Below are 22,434 nucleotides of genomic sequence, written 5' to 3'. Positions count from 1 at the left end.
GGTCAGTCCCCGTCCAGCTCGTGCCGGCGGGCCCGGTACTCGGCCTCGTCGATCTCCCCCCGAGCGAAGCGCTCGTCGAGGATCCGGCGCGCCGAGGACTCCCGGGGTGCGGTGCCGGCGTCGGAGGACCGCCCTCCCGAGGACCCGCCGACGGTGCGCGCCAGCACGACGACGAGGACGATGAGGCCGACGAGGACGAGCAGCCACCACAGCCACATCCAGCCCATGCCGGCCCCCCAACCCATGCCGAAACCGGGTCCCATCGGTCCACCACCTCTCCTCGCCGAAGCCCATCCTCGGTCGACGGCCACCACCGTGCCAGCCGGGCCTGGGCGCAGGCGCGGAAGAGCGTCAAGGTTCGATGAAGAACCGTCCGGGCGGGCCGCCGGGACGGCTGCGGCGGTCGGCCCGGTTCCCCGAGGGCGGCACCATGGAAGGCATGGTGCCCAGCCCGGACGGACGACGCGCCCTGGTCGTCGACGACGAGCGGCCGTTGGCCGCCGTCATCGCGAGCTACCTGGAGCGGGAGGGGTTCGAGGTGGCGCAGGCCTACGACGGCCCCGGCGCTCTCGAGGTGGCCCGCGAGCTCGACCCGGACGTCGTCGTCCTGGACCTCGGCCTGCCCGGGCTCGACGGGGTGGAGGTGTGCCGGGTGCTGCGCACCTTCTCGGACTGCTACGTCGTCATGCTCACCGCGCGCGGCGACGAGACGGACACCCTCGTCGGCCTGTCCGCCGGCGCGGACGACTACGTCACCAAGCCGTTCAGCCCCCGCGAGCTCGTCGCCCGGATCCGGGCGATGCTGCGCAGGCCCCGTGCTCCGAGCCGCCCAGCCGACGACGGGGAGGCACCGGTGCTGTCCTTCGGCGACCTCGTCATCGACCCGGTGTCCCGTGAGGTGAGCGTCGAGGGCCGGCCCGTGCCGCTCACCCGCACCGAGTACGACGTGCTGGCGGCGCTCGCGGCACGTCCCCGGCTGGCGTTCACCCGTCGCCACCTCATCGACACCGTGTGGGGCCGGGACTGGGTGGGCGACGAGCACCTCGTCGACGTCCACGTCGGGCACCTGCGCCGCAAGCTCGGGGACGACGCGGCGGCGCCCCGGTTCGTCCGCACCGTCCGGGGCGTGGGCTACCGGATGGGGGACGGCGTCCCGCAGCCCGCGGCCGGTGGTGCGGGATGACGCCGCCGGGCCGTGCCGGCGGCCGGACGGGGCTCGGGACGCGGCTGGTCGCCGCCCAGGCGCTCGTCGTCCTCACCGGGGCCGCGACCGCGTGGCTGGTGGCCGGGGTCATCGGACCGCCGCTCTTCGACGAGCACCTGGCCCGGGCCGCGCGGGCCGAGCCGGGGCAGGAGCTGCTGCACGCGGAGGCGGCCTTCCGGTCCGCGACCGTCATCTCCCTGGCGGTGGCCCTGCTCGCGGCGACGGCGGCGGCGCTGGCCGTCAGCCTGTCGGTGACCCGCCGGGTCCGGCGCTCGCTGCGCACGGTGTCGGAAGCGGCGTCCACCGTCGCCGACGGTCGGTACACCGCCCGGGTGCACACGGCCGGCCTGGGTGCCGAGTTCGACGCCCTGGCGCTGTCGTTCAACCGGATGGCGGACCGGCTGGACAGCGTCGAGGCGACCAGGCGGCGGCTGCTCGCGGACCTCGGCCACGAGATGCGGACGCCGGTCGCGACCCTGGACGCCTACCTGGAGGCCTTTGAGGACGGCGTCCGGGACCTGGACGCCGACACCGTGGCGATGCTGCGCACGCAGACCCGGCGTCTCGGGAGGCTCGCTCACGACATCAGCGCGGTGTCCCGGGCCGAGGAGCACCAGGTGCCGCTCGCGGCTCGGCGCGTCCCGGCACAGGAGCTCGTGCGCTCCGCGGTCGCGGCCGGGGCGGCCCGCTTCGCCGACCGGGGCGTCACCCTGACGGCGCACATCGGCGCGGGAGTGCCGGAGGTGGAGGTCGACCCCGACCGGCTCGGTCAGGTCCTCGGCAACCTGCTCGACAACGCCTTGCGGCACACTCCCGGCGGCGGCCGGGTCACGGTGTCGGCCGACCGCCGCGGTGCCGGCGTCGAGCTCGCCGTCAGCGACACCGGCGAGGGGATCGCGCCCGAGCACCTCGAGCACGTGCTCGAACGCTTCTACCGAGTCGACTCCGCCCGGGACCGCGAGCACGGCGGGTCCGGCGTCGGGCTGGCGATCTGCAGGGCGCTCGTCGAGGAGCACGGCGGGCGGATCACGGTTCACAGCGACGGGAAGGGTGCCGGTACGACGGTCAGCGTGTGGCTGCCGGTGCCCGGCCGGCGGACGGCGCCGGCGGCGTCCGGGTGAGACGGTTCAGGTGGTCGGGCAGTCCCGGAGCGCGGCGCGGTCGAAGTCGGGCACCGGACGCTCGCGCGCCTGCTCCGGCGTGGTGGCCAGACCGTTCTCCTCGATGTCCTGGATGAGCCAGTCCATCTCGAGGATCTCCCGCCGCTGCGCCTCACTGATCTCGACGGCGAGCTCGCACACCCGGACGTCCTGCATGCCGGCGCGCTCGGCCCGGGTGATCGCTAGTGAGTGGTGCGGGATCATCGCCTGCATGAAGTCGACGTCCCCGACCGTCGCCTGACTGCGGTCCAAGGCGATCCCGCCGCCGAGCAGCAGCAGGCTCACGACGACGACCACCGTGTTGGCCTTCGTGCTGCGGTACATGTTGAGCATCCACGCGAGCATCACCAGACCCATGGACCCGCCCATGGTCAGCGCCATGAAGACCCGGCTCTCACTGAACCGCACGTGGCTCCACTCCCACGAGCCGACGAACATGAGCCAGTACATGAGCACCATGGCGGTGAGGATCATCGCCGCGAACCGCAGGTACATGCCGCGCTGGTGACCTCCGTGCTGACTCTGCTGGTCGTGCTGGTCGTGCTGGCCCTGCTGCTGCTGGTTCCGGTGCTCGTTCGGCTGCTGCGTCATCTGAGGTGACCTCCGTGCTCCTCTGCTGCCCTGCGCCGTCCGCGACGTGCCGGCCGGCCGGACCAGCCTGACGGCGAACCCTGGAGCCTGCGACTCGAGGACGTCGTCTTCATCGAATCTTGAGGCTCCGCGGGGCCCGGCAGCGACGTCCGTCGGCGACCATGGAGGCAGCCGGGACCGGTCGGTCCCGTCGCGTCGTGCGCACCGGACGCCAGTGGTCCCGCGTACGCCTGTCCGTCCACGATCCTCGGAGTTGCCCCATGCCCCGTCTCGCCCTGCCCGCCGTCGCCGTCAGCGTCGTCCTCGCCCTCGCCGGCTGCTCCGGCGACACCTCACCCGGGACGCCGACCGGCGGGTCGTCGGCGGTCACGCCGTCCGAGTCTGCGGTTACGCCGTCCGAGGCTGCGACGTTCAACGCCGCCGACGTCGCCTTCGCTCAGGGGATGATCCCGCACCACGGCCAGGCGCTCGCGATGGCGCGGATGGCGCCGGGCCGCGCAGAGTCGCCCGAGGTCGTGGACCTCGCCCGCCGGATCGAGGCCGCCCAGGAGCCGGAGATCGCCGAGATGACCTCGTGGCTGGAGGCCTGGGGCGAGGAGGTCCCGGACGCCGCCGCCGGTGGCGCGACGGACGGGCACGCCGCGCACGGCATGGACGCCGAGGAGCACGAGGCGGGAGGGATGCTCACCGCCGAGGAGATGGCCGAGCTCGAGCAGGCGACGGGGGCGGAGTGGGACCGGCTGTTCCTGACCGGGATGATCGCTCACCACGAGGGGGCGGTGGCGATGGCCGAGCGGCAGCTGACGGAGGGCAGCTACCCGCCGGCCCTGGAGCTCGCGGAGGCCATCATCGAGGGCCAGCAGGCCGAGATCGAGGAGATGCGGGCCCTGCTCGGCTAGCCCCCAGCGCCGCCCCCATCCCATCCCCCTGCCCCCGTGATCATGCAATCCCGCCACCCCCACGACCCATCCGTGATCATGCAATCCCGCCACCCGTCATCGAGTGGGGCGAGCCGGCACAGCTGTGACCAACAAGCACTCTGCGACCGGGGCGGTCGGTCGGCCCGGTCGTGCAGTCGGTCCGGGTGGCAAGGTGGCGGGGATGCATGAGCGCTTCATGGCAGCCCACGTCGGCTCAGACGCCTCGATCACAGAATGCTGCGCTCGGTACCGCCTGCCCGGCGTGTCGCGCCACCAACCCAGCATCCTGCGAGCGGGCAGTGAGGGTGGCTGGGGTGGCGGGATTGCATGATCACGGATGGGTCGTGGGGGTGGCGGGATTGCATGATCACGAGAGGGAGGGGGCGGTGGGTGAACTCCTGGTGACCGTCCACAGGGAGGCTGTCGCGGCGGCCCCGGCTGGGCTACGCTTCGTGGGCAGTTGCAGTGCTCGCACGTCTTGTTTTCCTGCTTCAGGAGCGGACGACGAAACACCGTGACGCGCGGACCCGGAGGTCGGGTCTGTCGGAACACTCCGAAGGGAAACACGCACGTGACCACAGGCACCGTGAAGTGGTTCAACGCCGACAAGGGCTACGGGTTCATCACCCCCGACGACGGCGGCGCCGACGTCTTCGCCCACTTCTCCGCCATCGAGATGAGCGGGTACCGCTCCCTCGAGGAGGGTCAGCACGTCGAGTTCGAGGTCACCCAGGGCCAGAAGGGCCCCCAGGCCGCGAACATCCGTCCGCTCTGACGAGCGACGACTCCACGGACGCCCCGGCTCGCCGAGCCGGGGCGTCCGTGCCTGCCGGGGACTCGTCCGGCAGGATGCGGCAGGTGAGCGAGCCGTGGTGGAAGAGCGCCGTCGTCTACCAGGTCTACCCGCGGAGCTTCGCGGACTCCGACGGCGACGGCATCGGTGACCTCGGCGGCGTCCTCGCTCGGCTCGACTACCTGCACGCCCTCGGCGTCGACGTCCTGTGGCTGTCCCCGATCTACCCCTCTCCGCAGCACGACAACGGCTACGACATCAGCGACTACACCGCCGTCGACCCGGTGTTCGGCAGCCTCGAGCAGCTCGACGAGCTGATCGCGGCCCTGCACGCGCGTGGCATGCGTCTCGTCATGGACCTCGTCGTCAACCACACGAGCGACGAGCACCCGTGGTTCGTGGAGTCCCGCAGCGGGCCGGACTCTCCGAAGCGGGACTGGTACTGGTGGCGGCCGCCCCGCCCCGGAATGCGCCCCGGGGACCCCGGCGCCGAGCCGACGAACTGGCGCTCGTTCTTCTCCGGTCCCGCCTGGCAGCTCGACGAGGCGTCCGGCGAGTACTACCTGCACCTGTTCTCCCACCGGCAGCCGGACCTCAACTGGGAGAACCCCGAGGTCCGTCAGGCCGTGTACACGATGATGCGCTGGTGGCTCGACCGCGGGGTCGACGGCTTCCGGATGGACGTCATCAACCTCATCTCCAAGGACCCGGCGCTGCCCGACGGTCACGTCACCGGCAGCGGGATGCTCGGCGACGGCTCCCCGTACTACGTCTGCGGGCCGCGGATCCACGAGTTCCTCGCCGAGATGCACGCCGAGGTGATGGCCGAGCGGGAACAGGTGCTGCTGACGGTCGGGGAGATGCCGGGCGTGACGGTGGAGGAGGCCGTCCTGTTCACCGACCCGGCCCGCCACGAGGTCGACATGGTGTTCCAGTTCGAGCACGTCCAGATCGACCAGGGCGACACGAAGTGGGACGTGCACCCGTTGCGCCTGCGCGAGCTCAAGGCCTCGCTCAACCGCTGGCAGCTCGGGCTGGCCGAGCGCGGTTGGAACAGCCTCTACTGGAACAACCACGACCAGCCGCGCGTCGTCTCCCGGTTCGGGGACGACGGCCGCTACCGGGTCGAGTCCGCCACGCTGCTCGGCACGGTCCTGCACCTGCACCGGGGCACGCCGTACGTCTACCAGGGCGAGGAGCTCGGGATGACGAACACGTCGTTCACGAGCATCGAGGACTTCCGCGACATCGAGTCGCTCAACCACTACGCCCACGAGGTGGCTGCCGGCACCCCGCCGGACGCCGTCCTCGCCGGGCTGCGGACGATGAGCCGGGACAACGCCCGCACCCCGATGCAGTGGGACGACACCGAGCACGCCGGGTTCACCACGGGCACGCCGTGGATCCCGGTCAACGCCAACTACACCGAGGTCAATGCGGCCGCGGCGCTCGCCGACCCGCACTCGGTCCTCCACCACTACCGGCGGCTGATCGAGCTGCGGCACACCGAGCCCGCCGTGGCGTTCGGGGACTTCCGGATGCTGCTGGCCGACGACGACCGGATCTACGCGTTCACCCGCCGGTACGAGGGGACCGAGCTGCTCGTGGTGGCCAACTTCTCGGCCGAGGACGCCGAGGCGCCCGTTCCCGACGCCGCGGCCTGGGCGGCGTCCGAGCTCGTCCTCGGCAACTACCCGGACGCCGGCGGCGGCCCGCCCAGCGACCCGGACGCCGCCGGGTTGACCCTGCGCCCCTGGGAGGCGCGGGTCTACCGGCGCCCGGCCTGACCGGCGTCCGTTCTCACAGCAGGCGCCGGTCACCGGGCCTGCGGACCCGCAGCCAGCGGAACCCGTAGCCGTCGAGCAGCACCTCGGCGGCGCCGCCCTCGGCGAGCTCGCACCCGCCCTCCTGCAGCAGGTCGGCGAGCGTGCAGCCGGGCCCGACGTCGCCGAGCCGCAGCGGCACGGTGACCGGGTCAGGGCCGAGGTTGTGCAGGGCGACGACCGAGGCGTCGTCCCAGGTGCAGCGGTGGGCGAGGACCTGGGCGTGCGGCTGCTCGAGGATCTCGTAGGCGCCCCAGCCCAGCTCGGGGCACTGGCGGTATCGCTGAGCCAAGCGGGTGATGAAGCTCCACAACGAGTCCGGGTCGCGCTTCTGGTCGGCGACGTTGACGTGCTGGGGGCCGAAGCCGCCGGTGACGACGGGGCTCACCAGCCGGCGGGCGGGCGCCGTGGAGAACCCCGCGTTCTCCTCCGCCGTCCACTGCATCGGCGTCCGGACGGCGTGCCGCCCGGGAGCGTCGAGATCCTCCCCCATCCCGATCTCCTCGCCGTAGTAGAGGACGGGGGTGCCGGGCAGGGAGAACAGCAGGCTGTACACCATCCGGACGCGGCGCGGGTCGCCGTCGAGCATCGGCGGCAGCCGGCGCTTGAGCCCACGACCGTAGATCTGCATCCGCTCCTCAGGTCCGAAGGCGGCGAAGACCTCCTGGCGCTCCTCCTCGGACAGCTGGTCGAGGGTGAGCTCGTCGTGGTTGCGGACGAAGTTGGCCCACTGGGTGTCCGGGGACACCACCGGGCGGCGGCGCAGCGCGTCGGCGAGCGGGCCGGCGTCCTGGCGGGCAAGGGACAGGTACATCGCCTGCATGCCGACGAAGTCGAACTGCATCGTCAGCTCGTCGCCGTCCTCGCCGCCGAAGTAGTCGACCTGCTTGTCGTAGGGCAGGTTGACCTCGCCGAGCAGGACGGCGTCCCCGGTCCGTCGTTGGAGGAAGCGCCGCAGCGACCTGAGGTAGCCGTGCGGGTCGGCGAAGTCGTCGGCGTTGCGCTCGAGGAGCGTCTCGAGCAGGAACGGCACCGCGTCGACGCGGAACCCGGACAGGCCCGTCTGCAGCCAGAACCCCATCACCTTGGCGATCTCGTCGCGGACGACCGGGTTGGCGACGTTGAGGTCCGGCTGGTGCTTGTAGAACCGGTGCAGGTACCACTCTCCGGTCCTCTCGTCGTGCTCCCAGATGCTGTCCTCCTGACCGGGGAAGACCACCTGGCCGGAGGTGTCCGGCGGCTCGTCGGCGCGCCACACGTAGAAGTCGCGGAACGGGTTGTCGGTGCTCTTGCGGGCCTCTTTGAACCACGGGTGCTGGTCGGAGGTGTGGTTGACGACGAGGTCGGCGATGACACGGATCCCGCGGTCGCGGGCGGTGCGGACGAGCTCCACCAGGTCGCCGAGGCTGCCGAGCCTACGGTCGACGCCGTAGTGGTCGGAGACGTCGTAGCCGTCGTCCCGGTCCGGGGTCGGGTAGAACGGCATGAGCCACAGGCAGGTCACACCCATCTCGGCGAGGTAGTCGATCCGCTCGGCGAGGCCCTGCAGGTCGCCGACGCCGTCGCCGTCGGCGTCGAAGAACGTCTCCACGTCGAGGCAGTAGACGACCGCGTTCTTCCACCACAGGTCGCTGGTGTCGGTGATCCGCATCGGTGCTCCCGGGGTCACAGGCCGCTCAGCTGCGGCAGCACGTGCTGGCCGAAGGCGTCGAGGTAGGGCTCCTGGTCCTGCCCGACGTGGTGCAGGTAGACCTCGTCGAAGCCGAGGCCGACGAGGTCGGCGATCCACCCGGTCAGCCGGCCGAGATCGCTGCTGACGAGCACGGAGCCGCGCACCTGCTGCTCGCTCACCCCGTCGCCGAGGGCGTCGAAGTGTCCGGCTGTCTCCAGGTCCCAGGGCACCGGCGGGGCCCACACGTTCGTGCGCCACTGGTCGTACGCGATGGCGTACGCCTCCTGCTCGGTGGGCGCCCACGACAGGTGCACCTGCAGGACCGTCTTGCCGCGCCCGCCGGCGTCCCGGTAGGCCGCGAGCATGTCGGCGAGGTGGTCGGCCGGCTGGTTGATCGTCGCCAGTCCGTCAGCCCAGGACGCGCCCCAGCGCGCCGTCTCGACGCTCACCGCCGGGACGACGAGCGGCGGCGGGCTCGCCGGGCGCGACCAGACCCGCGCCCGGTCGACGGTGACCAGCCCGTCGTGGCTGACCTCCTCGCCCGCGTGCAGCCGGCGGATGACGTCGACGCACTCCAGCAAGCGCTGGTTGCGCTGCTCCTTGCGCGGCCAGTGCTGCCCGGTGACGTGCTCGTTCATGTGCTCGCCGCTGCCCAGCGCGACCCAGAACCGGTCGGGGAACATCTCCGCCAGCGTCGCGGAGGCCTGGGCGATGACCGCCGGGTGGTAACGCTGCCCGGGGGCGCTGACGACGCCGAACGGCAGGTTCGTCGTGGCCATCGCGGCGCCCAGCCAGGACCAGGCGAAGCCGGAGTGTCCCTGCCGTTGGCTCCACGGCTCGATGTGGTCGGAGCACATCGCCGCCTGGAAGCCGGCCTGCTCGGCGTGCCGGACGTCGCCCAGCAGGCGGCTCGGCGGGATCTGCTCGTGCGAGGCGTGGAAGCCGATGACGGTCACGACGCCCTGTCTACCGGTCGCGCCCTCGGTGCGCAGGGCGAGCGGACTCTCCCCGCACGACGTGGGCAGGGGACGCCGTCCCGTCCCTGGTCCTGGTGGGGTGGCGGGATTGCATGATCACGGTGAGGGGGGAGGGTGGCGGGATTGCATGATCACGGGGAGAGGGGGGCGGACAGGGAGGTGAGGCCTGGGGGGAGGGGCTGGCGGTGCAGGACGACGAGCCGCTGCGTGGGCCGGGTCAGCGCCACGTACAGGTCGTTGACGCCCCGCGGGGACGCGGCGACGACGGCGGCCGGTTCGAGCAGGACGACGACGTCGAACTCCAGGCCCTTCACCTGGCGGACCGAGGTGAGCGTGACCGGCGCGTCCCGGTCCTCGTCCGGGGTGCGCACCGCGGCCGCCCCCAACCGTTCCCGCAGCGCCGCCCCGACGGGGACCAGCTCGGCGTCCGGGACGACGACAGCGACCAGTCCGGCGTCCAGCCGGTCCACCTCGGCGGCCACGACGTCCGCGACGTCCGCGGGCCCGGCGACCCGACGTGCCGGCGGCGGGGGCTCGCCGTCCCGGACGGACGACGGCACGTCGACGTCCAGCCCCGCCGCCGCGAGCACCTCGCCGGCCAGGTCCATGACCGGGCGCGGGGTGCGGTAGTTGACGGTGAGGTGCTCGACGGTCCAGCGGCCGGCGACGAACGGGTCGAGCACCTGCGCCCAGGACGACGCGCCGGCCGCCGACCCGGTCTGCGCGACGTCCCCCACCACGGTCATCGACCGGCTGGGGCAGCGCCGCACGAGCAGCCGCCACGCCAGCGGCGAGAGCTCCTGCGCCTCGTCGACGACCACGTGCCCGTACGCCCAGGTGCGGTCCGCCTCCGCGCGCTCGGCCAGGGTGAGCGACGCCCCGTAGGCGGTGAACCGGTCGGTGAGCGTCTCGGCGCCGACGACGCCCTCGCTGCCGGACAGCTCGATCACCTCGCGGGCGTACTCGAGCTCACGGCGGCGGCGCGCCGCGGTGCGCTCCGCCTCGGCACGCGCCGCCTCGTCGTCGGAGCCGATGAGCTCGGCCACCTCGTCGAGCAGCGGCACGTCGGCCGGGGTCCACGGCGCACCACGGTCCCGGCGCAGCAGCGCCTGCTCGGCACGGTCGAGGATCCCGTCGGCCGCGGCGGCCAGGCGCTCCGGGACGGCGTAGAGGGTCTCGAGCAGCCCGGTCGCCGTCAGCGGCATCCAGCACAGGTTCACCTCGCGGCGCACGTCCGGCGCGGCGCGCAGGTCGGCCTCCAGACCCGGGCGGGTGTCCTCGTCCAGCGGCAGCCGCTGGGCCTGGGCGAGCTGGCGCAGCAGGTCGCCGAGGACCCGCTTGACGAAGGTCACCCGGGCCTCGTTGTGCGGGCGTCCGGTGTCGCGGGCCGCGCTGCGCGCGCTCGCCACGACGCCCGGCCGCAGGTGCACGGTGGTCCCGGCGACGTCGAGCGGAACCGGCCGGTCGGGGACCCGCTGGCGCTGGCGGACGGCGTTGGCCAGGACGTCGACCATCCGCAGATCCCCCTTGAGGGCGGCGACGTCGTCCGGCTCGGTGCCGGTGGCCCGCACCCCCGGGAACAGCTCGCCGACCGTCGACATCACCACCCCGGTCTCGCCGAGCGCCGGCAGCACCTGCTCGATGTACCGCAGGAACGCCCGGTTCGGTCCGACGACGAGGACGCCGGAGCGCGCGATCCGCTCCCGGTGGGCGTAGAGCAGGTAGGCGGCCCGGTGCAGGGCGACCGCCGTCTTGCCCGTGCCGGGCCCGCCCTGGACGACCAGCACTCCGGGCAGGGGGGCGCGGATGACGCGGTCCTGCTCGGCCTGGATCGTGGCGACGATGTCGCGCATCCGGCCGGTGCGGGCAGCAGTCAGCGCGCTCATCAGAGCTCCCTCGCCGGTGACGACCATGTCGTCGTCCACGGCGTCGGGATCCAGCACGTCGTCCTCGACCGAGGTGACCGTGCGGCCCCGGAGCATGAGGTGCCGGCGTCGCACGACGTCCCCCGGCTGGACGGCGGTGGCCCGGTAGAACGGCTCGGCGGCCGGCGCCCGCCAGTCCGTGAGCAGCTGCTCCTGCCGGTCGTCGGACAGCCCGATCCGGCCGATGTAGCGGGTCTCGCCGGAGGCGAGGTCCAGCCGGCCGAACGTCAGCCGGTCCTCCACGGCGTGCAGCTGGGCCAGCCGGTCCTCGTAGAGGGTGGCGAACGCGTCCCGCTCGCTGCGCATCGCGTGCGTGCCGGAGGCGCCGGCCCGGCGGACCTCCGCGAGCCGTTGCGCGGTCACCTCGCGCAACCGGTCCAGGCGGGCGTACAGCCCGGAGACGTACTCCTGCTCCCGGGCGATCTCGTTCTCGACGACCCCCACGCGGCACGGCCTCCCTCGCGGCGCAAACGGCACACCAGCCTGCCACGCCACGTCGTGCGGGCATGACGCGGGGTGGCGCCGGCCCCGGCCCACGTCGTGCGGGCATGACGCGGGGTGGCGCCGGCCCCGGCCCACGTCGTGCGGGCATGACGCGGGCATCACCGGGGCATGACTCACCGCGATTGCGGGCACGAGACGACCATGACTCTGCAGATCGACGACCACGCCGCGTTCCAACGCCGCGAGTGGGCGGCGCAGCGGGTGGGCTGGACGCTCCTCGCCGTCATCCCCGTGGCCGGGTTGCTCGGCCTGACCGGTGCCGGTCCGCTCAGCTGGACGACGGCCGTCTCCGGCGGGCAGACCTTCGCCGTGGACTACCAACGGGTCACCCACCACGAGGCGGACGACGCCCTCACGGTGACGTTCCGACCGGCGGCGGTCGAGGACCGGCGCCTCCGGCTCGAGCTGACGGGCGAGTGGTGGCGGTCCGTGGACGTGCAGGGCGTCACGCCCGCACCGAGCAGCGAGTCGCTCACGGCGGACGGCATCGTCCTGGAGTGGGACGTCGAGGAGCCCGGCAGCACGGCGGTGCACGTGACGTTCCGCGCCCAGTCGTACGGGAGCCTCGACGGCACCCTCGCCGTCGGGGCCGACCGGCTCACCCTGTCCCAGCTCGTCCTGCCCTGAGGAGGCCCGATGGACGCCGTCCTGCGCGGTCTGGTCGTCTACGTCGTCCTGTTCCTGCTCTTCCGGCTCACCGGCAAGCGGGCGATGTCCCAGGTGACGACGTTCGACTTCGTCATCCTGCTCGTCATCGGGGAGGCGACCCAGCAGGCGCTGCTGGGCGAGGACTTCTCCGTCACCCACGCCGCCGTCGTCATCGCCACCCTGCTGGCCGTCGAGCGGTTCTCGGACTACCTGTCGTTCCGGTTCCCCCGCTTCCGCCGGGTCACCGAGAGCGTCCCGCTCGTCCTCGTCGAGGACGGCCGCCCGCTGACCGACGTCCTGCACCGGGAGCACATGACGGTGGACGACGTCCTGCAGGCGGCCCGGGAGAAGGCCGGGGTCGCGCGAATCGAGCAGGTGCGGTGGGCCGTGCTCGAGACATCCGGTGGGATCAGTGTCGTCCCGCAGCCGGACGCCGCGACCCAGGGGTGACGGTCAGCCGGCGCCGGTGTCGAGCGCGGGAGCGACGACGGGCCCGACGATCCGGCCGACCTGCTCGAGCCGCCACAGCTCGCTGCGGTGGAACGGCGGGCCCGACTCCCGGACGACGGCGAGCCCCAGGCGGGTGCCCGCCAGCGGCGCGAGGGCCGCGCCCGCGGTGCCCGGCCAGCTGAGGGCGGCGACCCGCAGCGGCGCGGTCAACGGCACGCGGTCCTCTCCCGGGCACGCGGTGCTGCGCTCGCGGACCCCGGTCGCGGCGCCCCGCTCGTCGTAGACCAGGCACGCCGCCCAGTCGGCGCCGACCGCGCCGGGAGCGCCGTCGACGAGCGTCTGCAGCGCCCGGTCCGGCTGGGCGAGCACCTGCGCCACCAGCTCCAGCTCGGCGTGCCCGGTCGTCGGCGGGGCCGGGTGCTGCAGCCCCACCACCGTGACCCCCGGGACGCCCGCCAGCACGGTGCTCAGCCGGTCCAGGTGGTCGACGTCCCGGACGTCGACGTGGACGTCGTCCAGGGCCCGGCCGGCCTCGGCCTCGAGCACCTCCACCTGGACGATGTCGGCACCCACGGTGCCGAGGGCGGTGGCCACCCGGCCGAGCGAGCCGGGGCGGTCGGGGACGCTGATCCTGATCCGGGCGAGCATGGGGTCACTGTGCCCGTTTTCGGTTACGGGTATGTCAACGGCGGGCACACGGCCGCTGCCAGGGTGGCGGGATTGCATGATCACGAACAGGGTAGTTTCGACTGATCACCGAGGGGGGCGGCGGTGACGGCGTGGGGTCCCGCCGGAGCGGACCTGCAGGACGAGGACGGCGAGGTCGTCGGCGAGCCGGCCCCGGGTCCAGCGGCGCACGTCCTCGACTACCCCGGCCAGTCCCGCACCGAGCGGCACCGGCGCCGCCAGCCGTGCGCCGAGCACGTCCGGCGCAGGCAGGAACCTCCCCGCCAGGGACCGGTCGCGTGCCAGCCGGCGCCACGGGCCGGCCTCGAACCACCGCCGCGGACGACGCGCCTCGAGCAGGCCGTCGGTGACGAGCACGAGCCGCTCGCCGGCGCCGAGCCGGGACGTGGACTCCACCGGCGCGGAGCCGAGCATCCCCAGCGGCGGGGACGGGTCCACCTCCAGGGTGCGCGCCGGACCGCCGCCGGGGGCGACGACGTACGGCGGCGGGTGACCGCAGCTGCAGGTCGTCACGACGCCGTCCCACGTCATCTGGACGAGCACCGCGGTGACGAAGTCCTCCGGCCCGGCGTCCCGGCGCACCGCCCGGTCCAGCGGCAGCGCCACGTCCCGCAGGGCGCCGACCGTCCAGGCCACCTCCCGGAACGAGCCGAGCACCTGGCCGGCGAGCCGGACGGCGTCCAGCCCCTTGCCGCGGACGTCGCCGACGATCGCCCGGACGCCGAACGGCGTGTCGAGCACCTCGACCAGGTCCCCGCCGATGGTCGCCTCCGACGTCGCGGACAGGTACACGCTGGCGCACTCCAGCGGCCCGACGACCGACGGCACCGGCCGCAGGATCGCTCGTTGCGCGGCGTCGGCGACACCGGCGACCCGGCGCAGCTGTCCCGCCCGCTGCACCCGGGTGCGGGCGACGATGACGGCCAGCACCGCGGCCGCGGCGATGAGCGCGAGGCGCACGAGCTGCGGCTGGCTGAACGCGGCGACGTCCCCGGTGTCCTGGTCGACCTGCACGAACCCCGTCCCGAACGCCGCGGCCAGGACCACGGCGCCCACCGCCGCGGTGGCCAGCGGCCCGACCAGTGCAGCGGCCAGCAGCGGCATGGCGGTGAGGACGCCGACGTACTGCGTCGCCGGGCCCTCGAGGACCTCGACGACGACGAGGACCGCCGTCAGGGCCAGCGGCGCCCAGACGCCGGACGGCGTGGACTCGGGGTCCGTGGTGCGCTGCACCCGCTCAGCGTGCCAGGGCCGCTGAGACGACGGCCCTGGCTTCCTCGAGGACCTGCTCGAGGTGCTCGGCGCCGCGGAACGACTCGGCGTAGATCTTGTAGACGTCCTCGGTGCCGGAGGGCCGGGCGGCGAACCAGGCGTCCTGGGTGGTGACCTTGAGCCCGCCGATCGGGGCGCCGTTGCCGGGGGCCTCGGTGAGGCGGGCGGTGATCGGCTGCCCGGCGAGCTCGGTGGCGGTGACCGCGTCGGGGGTGAGCGCCCCGAGCCGAGCCTTCTGCTCGCGCGTCGCCGGGGCGTCGACGCGGGCGTAGGCCGGGTCGCCGTACCGCTCGGTGAGGTCCCGGTACACCTCCGACGGCGACCGGCCGGTGCGGGCCCGGACCTCCGCGGCGAGCAGGGCGAGCAGGATCCCGTCCTTGTCCGTCGTCCACACGGTCCCGTCGGTGCGCAGGAACGAGGCACCGGCGGACTCCTCCCCGCCGAACCCGATGCTGCCGTCGAGCAGCCCGGGGACGAACCACTTGAACCCGACCGGGACCTCGACGAGCCGGCGGCCGAGGCCGGCGACGACCCGGTCGATGAGCGAGGAGGAGACGAGGGTCTTGCCGACGGCGACGTCCGCCCCCCAGCCGGGCCGGTGGGCGAACAGGTAGGAGATCGCGACGGCGAGGAAGTGGTTGGGGTTCATCAGTCCGGCGTCCGGGGTGACGATCCCGTGCCGGTCGGCGTCGGCGTCGTTGCCGGTGGCGACGTCGAACCGGTCCCGCTGGGCGACGAGCGGGGCCATCGCGGACGGCGAGGAGCAGTCCATCCGGATCCGCCCGTCGTGGTCGAGCGTCATGAAGGACCACTGCGGGTCGACCCGGTCGTCGACGACGGTGAGGTCGAGGCGGTGCCGCTGGGCGATGACGGCCCAGTAGTCCACGGCCGCCCCGCCGAGGGGGTGGACGCCGATCCGCACCCCCGCCTGCCGGACGACGTCCAGGTCGAGCACCGTGGGCAGGTCGTCCACGTAGTGGCCGAGGAAGTCGTAGCCGCCCGCGGTCGCCCGCGCCCGCTCCCAGGGCACGCGCCGCACCGAGCCGGTGCCGGCGCGCAGGATCTCGTTGGCCCGCCGGGCGATCCAGCCGGTGGCGTCGCTGCCGGCCGGTCCGCCGTGCGGCGGGTTGTACTTGAACCCGCCGTCCCGGGGCGGGTTGTGGCTCGGGGTGACGACGATGCCGTCCGCGGTGCCCGCCGTGCGGCCGGCGTTGAGCCGCAGCACCGCGTGCGACAGCGCCGGCGTCGGCGTCCAGCCCTCCCGCTCGTCCACGAGCACCTCGACGCCGTTGCCGACGAGCACCTCGAGCGCGGTTCGCCACGCCGGCAGGGACAGCGCGTGGGTGTCCCGGGCCAGCAGCAGCGGACCGTCGGTGCCCTGCTGGCGGCGGTACTCGCAGATCGCCTGGGTGATGGCCAGGATGTGGGCCTCGTTGAACGCGCCGTCCAGGCTCGACCCGCGGTGCCCGGAGGTGCCGAACACCACCTGCTGGGCGGGGTCGTCGGGGTCGGGGCGCACGTCGGTGTACGCCGCGAGCAGGGCGTCCACGTCGACGAGGTCGCTGGGCTGGGCGGGCTGACCGGCGCGCTCGTGCATACCTCCATCCAACCTGACCGCGGGCGCCGTGTCGCGATGCGTACGGGTAGTCTCTGACCTCGTCAGGAGGCCCCCGGCCCTGGATTGGGCCGGTGCCGGCGCTTGGTCATAGGCGCCCCGGCCGGACGGCGAGCTGTGCCGCCAGTCCCAGCCGCGAGCCGACAGGAACCCACCGTGACCGGATCCGACGTCGCCACCGGCGAGCGCGCCCCCGACCGCACCTGGCTCATCGCGCTCGCCGCCTCGCTGTGGGGGTTCTCCTCCCTGCTGCGGGAGCCGCTGAGCAAGGTAATGCCGCCGCTCTCCGTCGTCCTGCTCGAGCACGTCGTGCTCGTCCTGCTCGTCTCCCCGTGGGTGGTCCCGGCCGTGCGGGCAGTGCTGCGCGCCAGCCGGCGCACCCAGGTGGGGGTCCTCGTCATCGGTGCCGGCTCCAGCGCGCTGGCCACGACGCTGTTCACGGCCGCCTTCCGCCTCGGGGACCCGGTGACCCCGCAGGTGCTGCAGAAGCTGCAGCCGGTCATCGCGGTGCTGCTGGCCGCCGCGCTGCTCGGTGAGCGCCTCGCGCCCCGCTTCGCGGTGTTCGCGGTGCCGGCCCTGGCCGGGGCCTGGCTGCTGTCGTTCCCGGACCCGTTCGCCGTCGAGGTGCGCAGCCTGCTTGCCGCCGGTCTCGCGGTCGGCGCCGCCGCGCTGTGGGCGGCCGGCACGGTGCTGGGCCGGATGGTCAGCGCGGAGCTGTCCTTCCTGCACGTCACGACGTTGCGGTTCACCGTCGGGCTGGCCGCGCTCGTCGTCGTCGCCGCGGTCGACGGCGCCCCGGTGTCCGTGCCGCTCGAGCTCGTCCCCCGGCTGGTGCTGCTGGCCCTCGTGCCGGGGCTGCTGGCCCTCGTCCTGTACTACATCGGGCTGCGCACGACCGCCGCCGCCCGGGCCACCTTCGCCGAGCTCGCCTTCCCGCTGACCGCCGCCGCGGTCGGGGTCGGCCTTCTCGGCGGCCGCCTGGACCCGAGCCAGTGGCTCGGGTTCGCCGTCGTCCTGGTCTCGGTCGTAGCGCTGGCCCTGCACGAGCGGAGCAGCAGCCGCCCGGCCGTCCGGGCCCCGGCCGGCTGGCAGGCTGGCCTCCGTGAGCGACACCCTGCGCCTGCTGACCGGTGAGGACGCCGGCCCGCTGCTCGCCGCGGCGGTCGAGACCGCCGGCGGCCGGCTCGTGCGCTGGCAGGCCACCCAGGTCGACCACCGGCCCGGGCGCAGCACGACGGTGGCGTACTCGGCGCTGGTCCGCTGGGCCGACCGCGACCAGCAGGAGACTCTCGCCGCAAGTGCCGGCATCCCCACCGACCGGGACCGCCCCGGAGTGCTCGTGCTGTCCGACGGAGCGACCGAGGTCGCCGTCTGGCGGTTCCCGCAGGACCCGGGGCTGCCCGCGCTGGAGGCTGCCTGCGACCCCGCCGCCGTGCTCGAGCTGCTCCGCCGCCTCGGCCTGGCCCGGACGACGACCGCCGAGCAGCTGACCCTGCGGACCCGGGCCTACCGGCCGCGCCGGCGCGCCGTCATCGAGGCCTCGGTACCGCAGGCCCGGCTGTTCCTCAAGGTGGGCCGGCCGGACCGGGTCGCCGACCTGCACCGGCGGCACCGGGTGCTGCGCGACGCGGGCGTCCCGGTGCCCGAGCCGCTGGGCTGGACCGACGACGGGCTGCTCGTGCTGCAGGCGCTGCCGGGCCGCGGCCTGCGCTCGGCGCTGCGGCGCGAGGGTGCGGCAGCGGTTCGTGCCGAGGACCTCATCGCCACGCTCGACGCCCTGCCCGCCGAGCTGCTCGACCTGCCCGCCCGGGCGTCCTGGAGCGACGGCGCCGCCCACTACGCCCGGGTGGTCGCCGACGCGCTACCGGACCAGGCGGACCGGGTGCACGCGCTCGCCGGCGCCGTCCAGGACGGTCTGGCCGACAGCGACGAGCCGCTCGTCCCGGTGCACGGCGACTTCTACGAGGCCCAGCTGTTCGCCGCCAGGGGAAGGCTCACCGGCGTGCTCGACGTCGACTCGGCCGGCCCCGGCCGCCGCGGCGACGACCTCGGCTGCCTGCTCGCGCACGTCGAGGTGCTGGCCCAGATCCACACCGCGGACGCCGACCGCCTGCGAGGGGCCGTCCGCACCTGGCTGCCGGTGCTGGACGGCGACCGCAGCACCGACCCGCGCAGCCTGCGGCTGCGCACCGCCGGCGTCCTCATCTCGCTGGCGACCGGACCGCACCGGGTGCAGCAGGCCGGCTGGCAGCAGGCCACCCGCCAGCGGCTCGACCTCGTGGATCGCTGGCTGGAGGCCGCTCGCACCGGCGCCGGAGTCTGAGAGACCTCTCATCTGCGGCTCCGGGTCCCCTTAGGGACTCTGGGCAGTCTCAGGGATGCACGGTGCCGCACTCGGCATCTCGAAGCCCGCAAGGGCGGACCGAACCAGGAGGAGCACCTGATGATCTCGGCGAAGAAGTGGGTCGTGGTGGGCGCGGCGGCGGCGCTCGGCGTCAGCGGCGGGGTCGCCTCGGCCGCGCTGGCCGGAGGGCTCAACGACGCGCCGGCCGGTGAGCGGATCGCGCTGTCCACGTCCGCCGACCCGACCACCGACCGGTCCGACGGCCTGGACGACGCCGCTCCCGAGGACAGCGACCACAGCGGCGCCTCTCTGACGACATCGCCCGCCGCCGACGACGGTCAGGACGGTGGGCAGGACGGCGGTCCGGTGGGGGACACCTCGTCCGTCGACGACAGCACTGAGCTCGACGACAGCACTGAGCTCGACGACAGCACTGAGTTCGACGACAGCACTGAGTTCGACGACAGCACTGAGTCCGAGGACAGCACTGAGTCCCCGGCCTCGGCTCCGGTGCCCGCTCCCGCACCGGCGCCCGCTCCCGTGCAGCCGCCCGTGGAGAGCCCGCAGTCCCCGGCCAGTGCCGACTCCGCGGACGAGGAGATGGCCGACGAGACCCACGAGGCCGACGACGCCGACGACGCCGACGACGCTGACGACGCCGACGACGCCGACGAGAGTGACGACACCGACGAGCCGTCGTCGGACAGCGCGGACGACTGACCACGGCGCCCAGGGCAGGTGCCGGTCCCCTTGGCCGGGACGGGCACCTGCCGCATCCGGCGTCAGCCGGGCTCGAGCCGGTAGCCCATCCCCCGGACGGTGACGAGGTAGCCGCCGCCGAGCTTGCGGCGCAGGTAGCCGACGTAGACGTCGACGACGTTGGACCCGGGGTCGAAGTCGTAGCCCCACACCCGGCTCAGCAGCTGCTCGCGGGTCAGCACCCGCCCGGGGTTGCGCAGGAACGTCTCGGCCAGCGCGAACTCGCGGGCCGACAGGTCTACCTCGCGCCCGTTGACTGCGAGCCGGCGGCTGTGCAGGTCCAGGCTGAGGTCGCCTGCGCGCAGCACGGTGGGCGCAGCGGTCCGGTCCTCCCGCAGCCGCAGCCGGATCCGGGCCAGGAGCTCCTCGAACCGGAACGGCTTGGCCATGTAGTCGTCCGCGCCGCCCTCCAGGCCGGCGACGGTGTCCGTCACCGAGTCACGGGCGGTGAGGATGATGACCGGCAGCTCGCTGCCGGAGGCCCGCAGCCGCCGGAGCACCTCGAAGCCGTCGAGGCCTGGCAGGCCGATGTCGAGCACGAGCAGGTCGAAGTCACCGGTGGTGGCGTAGTCGAGTGCGCTCGGCCCGTCGGTGACGACGGTCGGGATCAGCCCCGCCCCGCGCAAGCCCTTGGCGACGAACGAGGCGATCCTCGGTTCGTCCTCGGCGAGGAGGATCCCGGTCATCGGCCGGGCGCCGGTGCCGTCGTCCGGTCATCGGTGCCGGTGTCCGGGAGTGGCACGGTCCCCGGCAGTGGCACGGTGTCCGGGAGTGGCGCGGATTCCGGGTGGTTCAGCACGATGCTGAACGTAGCTCCGTGTCCCGGCTCGGAGTCGAGCTCGACCCGCCCGCCGTGTGCCTCGGCGATCGCCGTGACGATGGTGAGCCCGAGGCCTGAGCCGTCCTGCCCGCGGGCCGACGTCCCCCGCTGAAACCGGTCGAAGATCCGGTCCCGGTCGGCGTCGGCGACCCCGGGCCCGGTGTCGCGCACCCACAGCCGGACGACGCCCCCACCCTGCGCCGACCCGAGACCGATCTCGTCCGCCTCGCCGGTGTGAGCCGCGGCGTTGGCGACCAGCTGCAGGAGCGCCTGGGTCAGCCGTTGCGGGTCCGCCGTCAGCACGGCGCTGCTGCGGGCGTCGCGCACCCAGCGCCGCCGCCCCAGGCCCCGGGCCTTGACGAGCACCTCGTCGAGGAGGTCGTCCACGTCGACGATCTCTCGGCGCAGGAAGTCCGGACGCCGGGCCTTCGCGAGCGTGAGCAGGTCCTCGACCAGACGGTTCATCCGGTCCAGCTCGTCGAGCAGCAGCGTGCGGGTCTCGGCGACCTCGGCGGGGTCGGTGGCGTCAAGGAGCTCGAGGTGCCCCCGCAGCACGGTGATCGGGGTGCGCAGCTCGTGCCCCACGTCGTCGAGCAGGTCGCGCTGGGTGGCCAGTGCGTGCTGGAGCCGGTCCAGCATGCCGTTGACCGTCCGGGCCAGCTCGGACAGGTCGTCGTGCCCGGTCACCGGGATCCGCTCGTCCAGGTCGGTGTCGGTGATCCGCTGGGCCGTCTCACCGAGCGCCCGGACCGGGGCGAGCAGCCGGCCGGTGACGACCCAGCCGAGCAGCGCGACGAGGGCAAGCGACGCGAGCGCGACGACCGTGAACGTCCGCGAGGCCTCGGCCACCTGTGCCTGCTCGAGGTCACGGCCAATGCCGACGACGTAGACGCCGTGGCGGCCGGGGGAGGCGCCGTCAAGCAGTACCGGCACGGCGGCGTACCGGATGTCCCCCACGGCAGTGGCGACGGTGGCGACCCGGGCGGCGTCGTCCGGACCCAGCACGGCGGCCGCCTCCACCACGGGAGGCAGGTCCTGGAGGCGGACCGGGCGCCGCCCCGGGGAGAAGTACACGACCTCGCCGCCGACGAGGGTGAGGAAGGCCTCGTTCTCGTCCGGCACGTTGCGCTGCAGGGCCGCGTAGAACAGCGACTCCAGGCTGTCGAACGGTTGCCCAGTCGCCGGGTCGACGCCGGTGCGGGCGAACGTGCGGAACTCCTCCACCTCCTGCTGCAGGGAGCGGTCGATCCGGGCGTCGACGAGGTTGCGCTGCACGAGGTAGGACGCAGCGCCGGCCAGCGCCATCCCGAGCGCGGCGACGAGCAGCAGCCACCCGAGCATCCGGGTGCGGACCGTCCGGCGGCGCAGCCACGACGGTCCGCGCGTCCCGCCGGGATCAGTCGTTGTCATCGGAGTCGTCGGAGTCGGAGTCGGAGTCGTCGGAGTCGACGTCGTCACCCCCGTCGTCGGAGTCGCCGTCCGCGGAGTCGTCGGAGTCGTCGTCCGCAGGGGGCAGCGGGACCGGTGCCGGCGCGGGTGCAGGCGCCGGCGTCGTCCGGGCAGTGGGCTGGGGCGCCGGCTGGGGTGCGCGGTCCGGTGGGTCCGTGGTGGGCGGCGCGGTGGGGTCCGGTGCGGGGCCCGGGTCGGGTTCGGCGGTCGGTGGGGCGGTGGGGCTGGCGCCCGGTGCGGAGGGGTCCGGCGCGGGCGTCAGCCGGGTCGAGGGGACGACGACCACCGGTCCACCGAGGTCCGGAGACTCGGACGCGCCGAGGGCGAGCGCACCGCCGACGAGACCGACCAGCAGCCCGCCGGACAGGCCCCAGGCGGCAAGCGCGCGCACGGAGGTCACTCCGGGATCCTCCCGTCTGCAGGTGCGCCGTGGGTGAGGACTGGATGAGAACCGTCTCATCGCAGCAGCGGCGCGACCAGCAGTCCAAGTGCGGCGACGGCCAGGGTGGTGGTGAGCAGTGCCGCGCCGAGCACCGGTCCGACCGCCGGGTCGAGCGTCACCCCGGCCCGCAGGGTGCGGTCTCCCGGAAGTGCCGGCGACGTTGCAGGGCGACGAGGAGGGCGGCGACCGTCGTGCCGCCGAGCCCGACGGCGGCCGCCAGCAGGCCGCTCTCACCGGCCAGTCGGGCAGTCAGCAGGCTGACGACGGTGAGCGTCAGGGCCGTGCGGATCCAGGCGAGCGTCGTCCGCTCCGGCTGCAGCCCGGCGTCCCACGGACCGTCGCCGGGTTCGGCCGGCTGCCGCCGGTCCCGGCCTGGCAT

General features: G+C 73.9%; 22 protein-coding genes. 10 read left to right on the top strand and 12 right to left on the bottom strand.

What is annotated here, in order from left to right:
- Nucleotides 1–2: 2 nt before the first annotated feature.
- Entirely contained in the window at nucleotides 3–263 is a 261-nt protein-coding gene (locus ACFP6A_RS08760; protein WP_379603113.1) for an SHOCT domain-containing protein, read from the bottom strand.
- A 167-nt stretch (nucleotides 264–430) separates the two neighbouring features.
- On the opposite strand from ACFP6A_RS08760, the gene ACFP6A_RS08755 reads away from it, so the two are divergent.
- The gene (locus ACFP6A_RS08755) at nucleotides 431–1,183 is read left to right on the top strand and encodes a response regulator (RefSeq protein ID WP_379603242.1); all 753 of its coding nucleotides are present in this window, start codon (nucleotides 431–433) and stop codon (nucleotides 1,181–1,183) included.
- A complete protein-coding gene (locus ACFP6A_RS08750; RefSeq protein WP_379603112.1) occupies nucleotides 1,180–2,325 on the top strand; it encodes a sensor histidine kinase in 1,146 nt (381 codons plus the stop codon). Before ACFP6A_RS08755 ends, ACFP6A_RS08750 begins: the two co-directional genes overlap by 4 nt.
- 6 nt (nucleotides 2,326–2,331) lie before the next feature.
- Here the strand turns inward: ACFP6A_RS08750 and ACFP6A_RS08745 are convergent, their stop codons facing one another.
- Nucleotides 2,332–2,859: a DUF305 domain-containing protein gene (locus ACFP6A_RS08745; protein WP_379603241.1), complete on the bottom strand. Its 528-nt coding sequence runs from the start codon at nucleotides 2,857–2,859 to the stop codon at nucleotides 2,332–2,334.
- A 356-nt stretch (nucleotides 2,860–3,215) separates the two neighbouring features.
- Between ACFP6A_RS08745 and ACFP6A_RS08740 the strand changes: the two genes are divergently transcribed.
- The 3 genes from ACFP6A_RS08740 (at nucleotide 3,216) to ACFP6A_RS08730 (ending at nucleotide 6,455) form a co-directional block, all read left to right on the top strand.
- Entirely contained in the window at nucleotides 3,216–3,854 is a 639-nt protein-coding gene (locus ACFP6A_RS08740) for a DUF305 domain-containing protein (RefSeq protein ID WP_379603111.1), read from the top strand.
- 592 nt (nucleotides 3,855–4,446) lie between these two features.
- A complete protein-coding gene (locus ACFP6A_RS08735; RefSeq protein ID WP_379603110.1) occupies nucleotides 4,447–4,650 on the top strand; it encodes a cold-shock protein in 204 nt (67 codons plus the stop codon).
- A gap of 74 nt (nucleotides 4,651–4,724) precedes the next feature.
- Nucleotides 4,725–6,455 (top strand): alpha-glucosidase, encoded by a 1,731-nt coding sequence (locus ACFP6A_RS08730; RefSeq protein WP_379603240.1) that lies wholly within the window; start codon nucleotides 4,725–4,727, stop codon nucleotides 6,453–6,455.
- Between the two features lie 13 nt (nucleotides 6,456–6,468).
- Here ACFP6A_RS08730 and ACFP6A_RS08725 read toward each other — a convergent pair whose 3' ends face one another.
- The 3 genes from ACFP6A_RS08725 to ACFP6A_RS08715 all read right to left on the bottom strand — a co-directional run bounded on the left by ACFP6A_RS08725 (nucleotide 6,469) and on the right by ACFP6A_RS08715 (nucleotide 11,509).
- Nucleotides 6,469–8,142 (bottom strand): alpha-amylase family protein, encoded by a 1,674-nt coding sequence (locus tag ACFP6A_RS08725; RefSeq protein ID WP_379603109.1) that lies wholly within the window; start codon nucleotides 8,140–8,142, stop codon nucleotides 6,469–6,471.
- 14 nt (nucleotides 8,143–8,156) lie between these two features.
- Nucleotides 8,157–9,119 (bottom strand): TIGR03885 family FMN-dependent LLM class oxidoreductase, encoded by a 963-nt coding sequence (locus ACFP6A_RS08720; RefSeq protein ID WP_379603108.1) that lies wholly within the window; start codon nucleotides 9,117–9,119, stop codon nucleotides 8,157–8,159.
- Between the two features lie 152 nt (nucleotides 9,120–9,271).
- The gene (locus tag ACFP6A_RS08715) at nucleotides 9,272–11,509 is read right to left on the bottom strand and encodes a HelD family protein (protein ID WP_379603107.1); all 2,238 of its coding nucleotides are present in this window, start codon (nucleotides 11,507–11,509) and stop codon (nucleotides 9,272–9,274) included.
- A gap of 201 nt (nucleotides 11,510–11,710) precedes the next feature.
- On the opposite strand from ACFP6A_RS08715, the gene ACFP6A_RS08710 reads away from it, so the two are divergent.
- Nucleotides 11,711–12,196 (top strand): hypothetical protein, encoded by a 486-nt coding sequence (locus ACFP6A_RS08710; RefSeq protein WP_379603106.1) that lies wholly within the window; start codon nucleotides 11,711–11,713, stop codon nucleotides 12,194–12,196.
- A 9-nt stretch (nucleotides 12,197–12,205) separates the two neighbouring features.
- Nucleotides 12,206–12,667 (top strand): DUF421 domain-containing protein, encoded by a 462-nt coding sequence (locus ACFP6A_RS08705; RefSeq protein ID WP_379603105.1) that lies wholly within the window; start codon nucleotides 12,206–12,208, stop codon nucleotides 12,665–12,667.
- A gap of 3 nt (nucleotides 12,668–12,670) precedes the next feature.
- Here the strand turns inward: ACFP6A_RS08705 and ACFP6A_RS08700 are convergent, their stop codons facing one another.
- The 3 genes from ACFP6A_RS08700 to pgm all read right to left on the bottom strand — a co-directional run bounded on the left by ACFP6A_RS08700 (nucleotide 12,671) and on the right by pgm (nucleotide 16,223).
- A complete protein-coding gene (locus ACFP6A_RS08700) occupies nucleotides 12,671–13,315 on the bottom strand; it encodes an ACT domain-containing protein (protein ID WP_379603104.1) in 645 nt (214 codons plus the stop codon).
- Nucleotides 13,316–13,420: 105 nt separating this feature from the next.
- Complete coding sequence (locus ACFP6A_RS08695) at nucleotides 13,421–14,587, bottom strand: PP2C family protein-serine/threonine phosphatase (RefSeq protein ID WP_379603103.1); 1,167 nt, start codon at nucleotides 14,585–14,587, stop codon at nucleotides 13,421–13,423.
- Between the two features lie 4 nt (nucleotides 14,588–14,591).
- Nucleotides 14,592–16,223, bottom strand: a complete 1,632-nt coding sequence (gene pgm, locus ACFP6A_RS08690) for a phosphoglucomutase (alpha-D-glucose-1,6-bisphosphate-dependent) (RefSeq protein ID WP_379603102.1) — start codon at nucleotides 16,221–16,223, stop codon at nucleotides 14,592–14,594.
- A 174-nt stretch (nucleotides 16,224–16,397) separates the two neighbouring features.
- Here pgm and ACFP6A_RS08685 point away from each other — a divergent pair, with 174 nt between their 5' ends.
- From ACFP6A_RS08685 to ACFP6A_RS08675, 3 genes are all read left to right on the top strand, one after another.
- Nucleotides 16,398–17,375, top strand: coding sequence for an EamA family transporter (locus ACFP6A_RS08685; RefSeq protein WP_379603101.1), 978 nt, complete (start codon nucleotides 16,398–16,400; stop codon nucleotides 17,373–17,375).
- Nucleotides 17,344–18,564 carry a phosphotransferase family protein gene (locus tag ACFP6A_RS08680; RefSeq protein ID WP_379603100.1) on the top strand — a complete coding sequence of 407 codons (1,221 nt, stop codon included), beginning with the start codon at nucleotides 17,344–17,346 and terminating at the stop codon, nucleotides 18,562–18,564. Before ACFP6A_RS08685 ends, ACFP6A_RS08680 begins: the two co-directional genes overlap by 32 nt.
- A 120-nt stretch (nucleotides 18,565–18,684) precedes the next feature.
- Nucleotides 18,685–19,305, top strand: a complete 621-nt coding sequence (locus tag ACFP6A_RS08675; RefSeq protein ID WP_379603099.1) for a hypothetical protein — start codon at nucleotides 18,685–18,687, stop codon at nucleotides 19,303–19,305.
- Between the two features lie 62 nt (nucleotides 19,306–19,367).
- Here ACFP6A_RS08675 and ACFP6A_RS08670 read toward each other — a convergent pair whose 3' ends face one another.
- The 4 genes from ACFP6A_RS08670 to ACFP6A_RS08655 form a co-directional block, all read right to left on the bottom strand.
- Nucleotides 19,368–20,030 carry a response regulator transcription factor gene (locus tag ACFP6A_RS08670; RefSeq protein ID WP_379603098.1) on the bottom strand — a complete coding sequence of 221 codons (663 nt, stop codon included), beginning with the start codon at nucleotides 20,028–20,030 and terminating at the stop codon, nucleotides 19,368–19,370.
- Nucleotides 20,027–21,574, bottom strand: coding sequence for a sensor histidine kinase (locus ACFP6A_RS08665; RefSeq protein ID WP_379603097.1), 1,548 nt, complete (start codon nucleotides 21,572–21,574; stop codon nucleotides 20,027–20,029). The genes ACFP6A_RS08670 and ACFP6A_RS08665 overlap by 4 nt, the downstream gene beginning before the upstream one ends.
- Entirely contained in the window at nucleotides 21,561–22,013 is a 453-nt protein-coding gene (locus ACFP6A_RS08660) for a hypothetical protein (RefSeq protein WP_379603096.1), read from the bottom strand. The genes ACFP6A_RS08665 and ACFP6A_RS08660 overlap by 14 nt, the downstream gene beginning before the upstream one ends.
- 157 nt (nucleotides 22,014–22,170) lie before the next feature.
- The gene (locus ACFP6A_RS08655) at nucleotides 22,171–22,434 is read right to left on the bottom strand and encodes a DUF202 domain-containing protein (RefSeq protein WP_379603095.1); all 264 of its coding nucleotides are present in this window, start codon (nucleotides 22,432–22,434) and stop codon (nucleotides 22,171–22,173) included.

This window comes from Quadrisphaera sp. GCM10027208, from assembly GCF_042658805.1.
Classification (GTDB): domain Bacteria; phylum Actinomycetota; class Actinomycetes; order Actinomycetales; family SCSIO-59966; genus SCSIO-59966.
This window is presented reverse-complemented; position numbering and strand designations above follow the sequence as displayed.